At 59.4% G+C, this 9,073-nt stretch carries 5 protein-coding genes; 1 reads left to right on the plus strand and 4 read right to left on the minus strand.

The window, feature by feature from the left end; genetic code table 11:
* Positions 1 to 306 precede the first annotated feature (306 nt).
* Complete coding sequence (gene gcvA / locus ACE3SE_RS03315; protein WP_052694317.1) at positions 307 to 1,224, plus strand: transcriptional regulator GcvA; 918 nt, start codon at positions 307 to 309, stop codon at positions 1,222 to 1,224.
* A gap of 6 nt (positions 1,225 to 1,230) precedes the next feature.
* On the opposite strand, the gene ACE3SE_RS03320 is transcribed toward gcvA, so the two are convergent.
* The 4 genes from ACE3SE_RS03320 to ACE3SE_RS03335 form a co-directional block, all read right to left on the minus strand.
* The gene (locus tag ACE3SE_RS03320; RefSeq protein WP_374553893.1) at positions 1,231 to 5,085 is read right to left on the minus strand and encodes an ATP-binding protein; all 3,855 of its coding nucleotides are present in this window, start codon (positions 5,083 to 5,085) and stop codon (positions 1,231 to 1,233) included.
* A gap of 26 nt (positions 5,086 to 5,111) precedes the next feature.
* A complete protein-coding gene (locus tag ACE3SE_RS03325) occupies positions 5,112 to 5,858 on the minus strand; it encodes a response regulator (RefSeq protein WP_062790542.1) in 747 nt (248 codons plus the stop codon).
* 39 nt (positions 5,859 to 5,897) lie between these two features.
* Positions 5,898 to 7,088 (minus strand): response regulator, encoded by a 1,191-nt coding sequence (locus tag ACE3SE_RS03330; protein WP_374553894.1) that lies wholly within the window; start codon positions 7,086 to 7,088, stop codon positions 5,898 to 5,900.
* A gap of 178 nt (positions 7,089 to 7,266) precedes the next feature.
* Positions 7,267 to 8,895, minus strand: coding sequence for a mechanosensitive ion channel family protein (locus ACE3SE_RS03335; protein WP_374553895.1), 1,629 nt, complete (start codon positions 8,893 to 8,895; stop codon positions 7,267 to 7,269).
* Positions 8,896 to 9,073 lie beyond the last annotated feature (178 nt).

Consider the following 9,073-nt stretch of genomic DNA (forward strand, 5'->3'; position numbering starts at 1 on the left):
GGGTCACAGAGGCAGGACCCGACCGTTCCCAACGTGGAGATGGTGGAAAGCGTGATTACCGGCAAGCTGGCTACTTGCCGCAGAAAAACCGACGACGCGCCTGATGACGGTGTCCGGGCATATCAGCCATGCAAACAACACATCAGTCGCACAAACAAGCCGGGATGGCCGACTTGCTGAAATAAAATGCTTCAGGTGAAACAAGCTGCACTTTGCCCTGACAGATCAACGGGCTAGCCACAAGGATAACCAGCCCCTGCTCGCCTGACAAAGCAGTTATAATCATGCCAGCCATGAATAAACAGCATGAATCCGATGAAACTGCCTCCCTTGAATGCCTTGCGGGTCTTTGTTGCCGCCGCCGAACACCTGTCCTTTACCCGCGCAGCCAACGCCCTGCACCTGACGCAGGGTGCCGTGAGCCGGCACGTGCAAACCCTGGAGGAGTTTTATGGCACCAGTCTGTTCATCCGCCAGGCACGCGGCTTGGCGCTGACCGCCGAGGGTGAAGCCCTGGTCAAGCCGGCGCGTGACGCCTTTCAGCTGCTGCACGAGGCCAGCGAAATGCTGCGCCTGCGCCAAAGCGGGCTGCGGGTGCGCATACCGCCCACCCCGGCCATGCGCTGGGTGCTGCCTAACCTGCCGGACTTCCAGACCCGCTATCCGGAATACACCCTGCACCTGATTACCCAGCTGATTCACGACAAGCCGTTCAACCGCGCCGAATACGACCTGGCCATCATCGGCATGCCGCGTCCCGAGGTGTATACCGACATGCGAATCGAGTGCATCTGCCGCGAAAAGCTGGTGCCGGTCTGCTCGCCTTCCTTGCTGGTGGGGCCGCATCCGCTGCGCACCCCGGAGGATTTGCAATACCACACCCTGCTGCATCCCTGGCGGGATCAGGATGTATGGGATCGCTGGCTGAAACTGGCCGGGGTGAGCAATATCAACCCGGAGAGCGGCGTGACCTTTGATGCGCTGGAATATGCGTTGCATGCGGCGGCGGCAGGCATGGGCGTGACACTGGCGCAGGTTTCAATGGTGAACGATGACATCCAGCGCGGACGGCTGGTGATTCCGTTTGATACCGTGCTGGAAACCGAGTGGGCTTATTACCTGATGTACTCACACGAGATGGCCCAGCAACCCAAGATCCGCGCCTTCCGCGACTGGCTGATTGCCACCCTGGAACGCAGCGAGGCAATCAGCCGCAGCATGTAGCGCGGTTCAGACGCTGGCGGTGTCCTGCTGTTGCAACCAGCTGTCGAATGCAGCCAGCGCCTGCTCCAGCACAGGCACCAGCCCGATGGCCGACGCTGCCTGCCCCGTCTTGGCAGCCTTCTCCACTGCCTCGGCCGCATTCCCCATGTCATTGGCCCCCACCATGCGGCTGGCACCCTTGATACGGTGTGCCGCCCACGCCAGCTGGTCGGCATTGGCTGCGTTCACGGCCTGGCGCAAGGCGTCCATGTCTTCCTGATTGGCCTGGGCAAAGTCATGCAGTATTTCCAGCTCTACCGCCATGTCACCATCGCTGTAGACCTCCAGTACAGACCGGTCCACCGGGCAGCTGGTACTGGCAGAAGACATTGCATTGCTGGGTTCCATCACGCTCTCCGCTGCGTTGTGCAGCCATTTTTTCAGCATGGCTGACAGAATATTGATGGCCAGTGGCTTGGTCAGGAAATCATCCATCCCGGCCGCGCTGGTCTTGTTGAGTTCTTCCTGCCCGGCATTGGCAGTGCAGGCAATGATGGGCAGCCGGCCGCGCTCCGGATGCTCGGCCTCGTAGGCACGGATCAGCCGCGCCAGTTCATAACCATCGGTCACCGGCATGTGGCAGTCGGTCAGCAGCAGGCTGTAACGCCCGGCCTGCCACATGGCGTAGGCCTGGGCACCGTCTTCCGCACATTCGGCGGTATAGCCCAGCTTTTCCAGCTGACGCAAGGTGAGTTTGCGGTTGGTGGGATTGTCCTCGGCAAACAGGATGGGCAGGTACTGGCCATGCGCGCCGTCCTCGGTTTCCGGTGCGGCGGCGTGGGTGGTGCGGGTGGCATCGTCATCCAGCTCGCCGGCGGGCAGCTCCTGGCTATCGACGATATTGGCCACCAGCAGCAAGGACGCACGCGTCCCCTGGCCCGGCTGGCTGTCGAGTTCCACATGACCACCCATCAGCCCGGCCAGACGCCGGCAGATGGCCAGACCCAGCCCGGTTCCGCCAAAGCGGCGACTGGTATCGGATTCGGCCTGGGTAAAGGGCTCGAACAGCCGGGCCAGGTTGTCCGGCGCGATGCCTATCCCGGTGTCGATGATGTCAAAGCGCAGGGTCTGGGCGGAAAACTCCTGCTCCAGCACTTCCACATGCAGGGTGATACCGCCGTTGGCGGTGAACTTGACGGCATTGCTGACGAAGTTCTGCAGGATCTGGCGCAGGCGCAAGGGATCGAGCAATAGTGCTGGTGCCAGGCGTTCATCCACTTCCAGCTTCAATTGCAGGCCCTTGGCCGCCGCGGTTTCGGCATACAGCGTGCGCACCTGTTCCAGCAGCGGTTTGACCGCGGTGGGGGTAAGCACCACTTCCAGCTTGTCCGCTTCGATCTTGGAGAAATCCAGAATGTCATCAATCAGCCGCAGCAAGGTGCGGGCGGACTCCTGGATGGTGTCCACGCTGTCCTTCTGCTCCGGATTGAGCGGGGTCATGGCCAGCAGTTCCAGCATGCCCAGCACGCCATTCATCGGGGTGCGGATTTCGTGGCTCATGGTGGCCAGGAAAGAGCTCTTGGCCCGGTTGGCGGCATTGGCCTGGTCACGCGCCATGCGCAGTTCAAACTCGGCCAGCTTGCTCTCGGTAATGTCCAGACAGGCCAGGATGGTGCCTTCATTCGGCCGATCCGGAAACAGCAGCATGCCTTCAAACAACACCCAGATAGGGCGGCCTTCGGCATTGATGCACTCCAGCTCGCAGCGCAGCTTGCTCTGGTACTGCACCATATTGTTGAGCTGGCTGGTCAGGTCGAACCAGCTTTGGTCAGATGCCAGCAGCTCCATCAGGTGCATGCCGGGCAGACTGCTGCCGCCACGGCCAAAAATGTCCTCTGCCATGCGGTTGGCACGCACGATCTGCATTTGCTCGTTCAGCCGTAACAAGCCAATGGGTGAGGCGGAATAGATGGCCTCTTCTTCCTGCAGCACCGAACGCAACTGCGATTCGGACAGCTTGCGCCGGTCTTCTTCATCAAAGAAGCCCAGAATGTTGGCATAGGCTCCCACCAAGGGCTGAATGCCCTTGCCCAGCAGGGCAAGATCCGGCTTCAGCAGGCAAATCAGGGCCGATACATCGTCATCCATGGACACCGGCAGGGTAATCCAAGGCGGCATTTCGGCTAGGCGCTGCAACAGCCAGGTCAGGGGTTCTGGCTCGTGCGCTACGGTTTCCAGCGGTGGCAAGGTGTCTGGCCAGTTACCGGCCTGCAGATGAATCTCGAAACGGTCGTCCGGAAATTCGGCCAGCACCAGCATGAACCCCTGTTCGGCGCTGCTGAAACGGATGAACTCGTCCAGCAGACGGTCCAGCACCTGCTTGCGCGGCCAACGGCTGAGCATCAGGTTTTCCACATGGGAAATGGCGGACAGCATGCTCAGGTTGTGTTCCAGCGAACGTTCGGCGATACGGCGCTGATGTTCGTCGCGCACGATCAGCATGAATTCCTTGTCGGTATCCGTGCTGCGGAACAGGCTGACCGTGATGCCGGCAAAGAAGCGCTCCTGATTAAGCTTGATACCTTCACCTTGCAGCGTCTGGCTGCCCAGCTCGCTCACCCGGTGCAAGGTATCAGCCAATTCCTGCGGCAAGCTGAGCAACTGGCTGATCTGCCGCCCTTCCAGTACATCCCGTCCGTTGTCGAACAGGCGCTGCGCACCGGCATTGGCCGACAGCACCGTACCGTGCTGGTTAATGGTCATGATGGCATCGCCAGCGGCATCCAGCATGCGCTGCAAGCGGTTCAGCGGCTTGAGCACCCGCTTGGTCATGCTGTAGAGCAGAACCAGCCCCAGGGCCAGAATGGCCAGGCCCAGCACGGCATCGTGAATCAGCTGCCGGCGATAGTCTTCCAGGGCAAGCTGGATCTGGGCGGCACTCAGCCGGTTGGTCTGTACAAACAGGTTCCAGCTTTCCTGCTGCACCTGTGCCAGCAGTTGCTGCATGTCGGATTGCATGCCGGCAATGCTCTGGTGCGCCTGCATGGCTGCCAGTTGCTGTTTGTTGAGCATGTGCAGCTGCAAGGCGGCATCCGAAACGCGCCGCAAGCTGGACTGCAAGGCCTGATCCTGTGTGTGCGCCACATCAGCACGCAGCTGTTGCAGCATCAGGTTGCTCAGGTCCAGCCGGGATTGCAGGTCACCCTCTTCGGTTTCGCTCAACGGGGCATCACGCTCGCTGCGCAACAACAGGGCGGAAGCGGTGGTACGCAGGACATGACCGATATTCCAGCTGGCCTGGGCGATATCCATCATGATGTACAGGCCGGGGGGTGCATGCCATTTCATCTGCCCGTTCATGCCAATCAGCACATCGTTGATGGCATCCTGCAAATGGCGTGAAGACAGTTCCACGCCATAACCCAGCGTTTCATCCGTCCCCCAGGCAGGGCCGATCCGCATGTCGACTTCTGGCCGCAAGCTGCGAAAACTCTCCAGCTGCAGTGCGACATCGGCCAGTTTGGCACGCTGCTCAGCCACAATGTCACGCTCACCTGCGGTCAGTGCCTGTTGCATCCAGCTGTCTGACTGCATGCGCAACAAGGCAAGTGCGCTGCGTTCACTCGGGTAGGGAGGGGTGTTGCGGTACAGCAGGCCACGACCAAGAATGGCCTCACGCCGCAACAGATCGGCCGCAGTGTAAAACTTGCTGCTGATCTGATGTACGTCGGCCAGCTCCACCGCCTGCTGATAATGCTGCCAGGATGCCGCCAGCAAGCGGGTGACCCAGCCGATCTGGAATACCCCAAGCAAGACGACAATGGCAATGACTGCTCTGCCGATGGACAGCGTCTGGCTGGTCTTGTTGTTGATTCTGTCCATCCATCCCCCCCTGCTGGCGCAAAGGCCTAGCCCTGCTGACCGGATGGTTCGGTTGCAGCAGCATCCGCAACCGGCGTTTGGTCAGACGTCTCGATTTCCAGCTGATGTACGCCGTAACGGTCGCTGAAATTACGCAATACTGCCAGTTGGTTGGCCGAGATACTTGCTCCCTGTGGCAGCAGCAAATGCCCGCTCTTGCTGCGCAGGTCTGCCGCCAGTACCGAGCCGGGCTTGGCACTGTGTATCGTCACGATTTCCCCCTGCACGGCGGGCAAATCTTCAGCGCGCGGCTCGAACAGACGACGGAACACCTTCTTGTCGTAGTCGGTTCCGGTATCAACACTGTAATAGCTGAACGGGTCCACCTCGGGCCGTGCGCGCTTCAGCGCCTGGGTGATCGCCTTTTCCACATCCGCCGGTTTTGGCGGCTTCACGACAAAGCCGTCCGCGTGCAATTTCACCGCTACCGTGACATTGCTGCGGTCGGCATGGCCAGACAGGATGATGAAGGGCAGGTTGGATGCATTGGCGGTATGGCCGCAACGCAGTTCCTTGAGCAGGTCCAGGCCGTTCATCGGCTTCATTTCGACATCGCACAGCACCAGGTCCACCATCCGCATGTCCAGCGTACGCATGGCCGTGCTGCCATCCGGTGCTTGCGAAATGTGCTCCGCACGGATTCCCATGGTTTGCAGTGACTGGCTGACCAGTGTGCGGACCAGCGACTGATCGTCCACCACCAGTATTTTCAGCTTTTCCAGCTCAATCGACATGATTCACCCCTTGCACGTCATGACATCTTCGCTGCTGGTCTATCCCTGAATGGTGCCAGCAGTCTGTTGTTGTTCCAGATAAGAGGATAGCTCGCCCATGCCCAACTGCAGGGCAATTTGCTCACCACTGACATGACAGCCGGACAGCGCGTTGATGACGGTGAGGTCGGCTTCATTGTCCAGATGCGTGATGGTCAGTTGCGCGGTGGTCAATCCGCAGCATTGCAGCAAGGCCAGCAGGCTTTGTTGCTGGTGCGGCCACTGCTGCATCGTGGAGGCGGCAACACGCACGCCATCCAGCGGCAAGTCGAGCAGATTGCAAACGGTCAGCCCACCCTCGCCCAACTGCTCGGCCAGCAAATGGAAACCGAAGTATTTCAGTTTGGCAATATTCTCATAGCATACCGGAGAGTGATGCGCCTGCAAGCCATCGGCCAGCAGAAATCCGATTTGTCCTGGCACCAGCCCGTGCTGGCGCAACAAGGCAGCATAGCGATCGAACACGTTGTCATGGGCCAGACAGCTGACATCCAGATGCAGCAAGAACGGTATGTGCTGACGCAGCGAATGGGGAATACCAACCAGAACCTGCACCAGGCGCTCCATTACCATTTCCAGAATCAGCACCGGAAGCTGCGGGTTACTGGCCAGTTGCCGATAAAAACCGGCGTCCAGTGGCAACAGGCCGCTTGGCAATTGCAAGGCAGCAACCTGCATGGCCCGGAGCTGACGCTGCTCATCATCCAGTACCGGGCGAAATTCCAGCGCCAGTGGTGCCGCAGCACAGTCATGCCACAACTGCTGCGGATCAAGCGCGGTGCTGCCAGCCTGCTGCTCCATGTCGGCAAAAACCGCATTGAGCTGATGCAGGAACTGGTCAATGCTGTATGGCTTGCACAGGAAATGCACACTGGGCATGCCCTGACTGCGCGCCATGCGCACGATGGCATGCAGGATGCGACTGTCGTAGCCGGAAATAATCAGCAAGGATGCCCGGCAACCGATGGCCGTCAGGTTCTTGATGAAGTCGATCCCGCTCATGCCGGGAATGCCGATATCGGTGATGATCAGGTCGTAACTGTTTTCCGCTGCACTACGCAAGGCTTCGGCGGGGTCGCTGAATTCGTCGATAGTCGTGGCTTGCCGGCTGAAGAAGCCGGTCTGACGGGAAATCAGCTTGCGCAGGATGACCTGGTCTTCCAGGATCAATAATCTCAGGGGTGGCGGCATTGCGGACTCCTCAGGAATGCAATGTCCACCGGATTTCAAGGCCGGTAGCAATGCGGGCGTTTACGCTATTGGTATAGCAGCCCGCATCACTCCGGAGCAAGCATTACCCTGGAAATACTTGATAAAAACAGAATGAGATTAAAGTAATTACCAGGTAAATCGCACATCCTGCCTTTAGTCAGCGTGTTTCTTGTGGTGGTTCGGGCGGTGTCGCCGGGGCGGCATACCAATGTTGTGGCGGCACGATCACCGGCTGTGCCGGCTGGGCACGGAAGTGCGGGGACATGATCTGCACGCCAAACTCATTGAACACATCCTGTATATGCCCGTGCAGGGCGGTAAACAGATCGACGGGTAGTGCGTCCGGCAGGATATTTACCTGCAGCTCGTACTCGACATAAAAATCCTGCAGCTTCAGCTGACGGACCAGGATGGGCTGTCTTGCATCAACAGTCGGCGTGCGGTGCGCTGCCAGCTCCAGCATGGCCTGCACTTGCCGCCATGGCGTGTCATAGCCAATCGACACCACCGTAGTCAAGGCCAGCCCGCGCCCCTGGCTTGGCCGGCTGTAATTCTCCACCTTGCCGCCCACCACCACGGCATTGGGCAGGGTGACCTCATGCTCCTGTCGCGTCATCACCTTGGTGGACAAGGCACTCAGCTCGGTCACATACCCCTCCACATCGCCGATACGTACATAATCTCCGGCACGCAAGGCACGGGAATACACCAGGACCAGACCGCTCATTGCATGATTCATGATGCCCGCCGAGCCCAGTGTCACCAGTAAGCCGAAGAACACACTCATGCCTTTGAAGGCATCGGAATCCGCCCCCGGGAAATAAGGATAGGCAATGGTCAATGCAAACAACCACAGCACCACACCCAGCAAGCGACGTGTAGCACCCGCGGTTTCGGGATGCAGGCCGGGAAAGCGCAACTGACCACTTTCGACCATGCCGAACACCAGACCCAAGCCACGGGACAATAAACGGGTAAACAGGAATATCAGCGAGACTGTCAGCAAACCGGGAATGGCCGCGGCCGCGTTATCGAGCAATGCGCTCACCAGCGTCCACAGGAATGCACCCAAACGGCGGCTCCACGGCAAGGTATACGGAAAGCGGGCCAGCAACCAGGTCAGCCACAGATAGCTCAGGAACAGGATGCAAAGCGCCGTGGTCAGATTGATGATGCCGCCTTCGGCCCGCAACACCATACCGCGCAAGCTAACACGCGCCCGAATCCAGCCAGGGAGCTTATCCGGGTGCAAGGGCAAACGCCGCAAGGCATGACGACGCAGACGCAGCGTCAGATAGAGCAAGCCAACAAAAACGACTGTGCCCGCAATACCATAGCCAAAGGCGATGGCCAGCGCCCCGGAGGAATGCTCCTGCAAATAGTTACGCCGTAATCGATTCAGCCGTTCCACCACATTGCTGGCGGATTGTTGCAGGCTCAGGCCATCAGCCGGGTCCAGATCATCGGCGATGATATTGAACAGTGGCTTGCCGTTCACCGATATCCGGTAAGCGGTATTTGCACCGCTGCCATACGGTGTGGCCAGTACGGGAAACTCAGCATCTGCCGCTTCCAGGCCACGCATCCGCGCTTCCACACGCACCACACGTTGCGGTGCGGTCAGCTCACCCTCCTTACCCAGAAACAGATAAACCGGTTGCCCGGCCAAAACCAGGGTGCGCTGCTGCTCCCAGGCATCGGGAGACAGACGCGGCTCCGCAGCCATCAGCGGATGGCTCAGCAACAAGGTGCACAAGACAAACACACGCAACAACAGGCTAGACACAATGCATCCTCCAGTCTTGGACTGGCCTTAATCATAGCGGTTTGGCAATGCCGGGTAAGGTGGGCGTGTCATCACCGGCCATGCCGATGCAATCGTGGAGACTGACTGAGGAGAGTATGGGCTCGTTACCTGCGCCCAAAAGCACAAAGCCCAGCTCGTTTGAGCTGGGCTTCGAATG

Source organism: Aquitalea pelogenes, from assembly GCF_041914625.1.
GTDB lineage: Bacteria > Pseudomonadota > Gammaproteobacteria > Burkholderiales > Chromobacteriaceae > Aquitalea > Aquitalea pelogenes.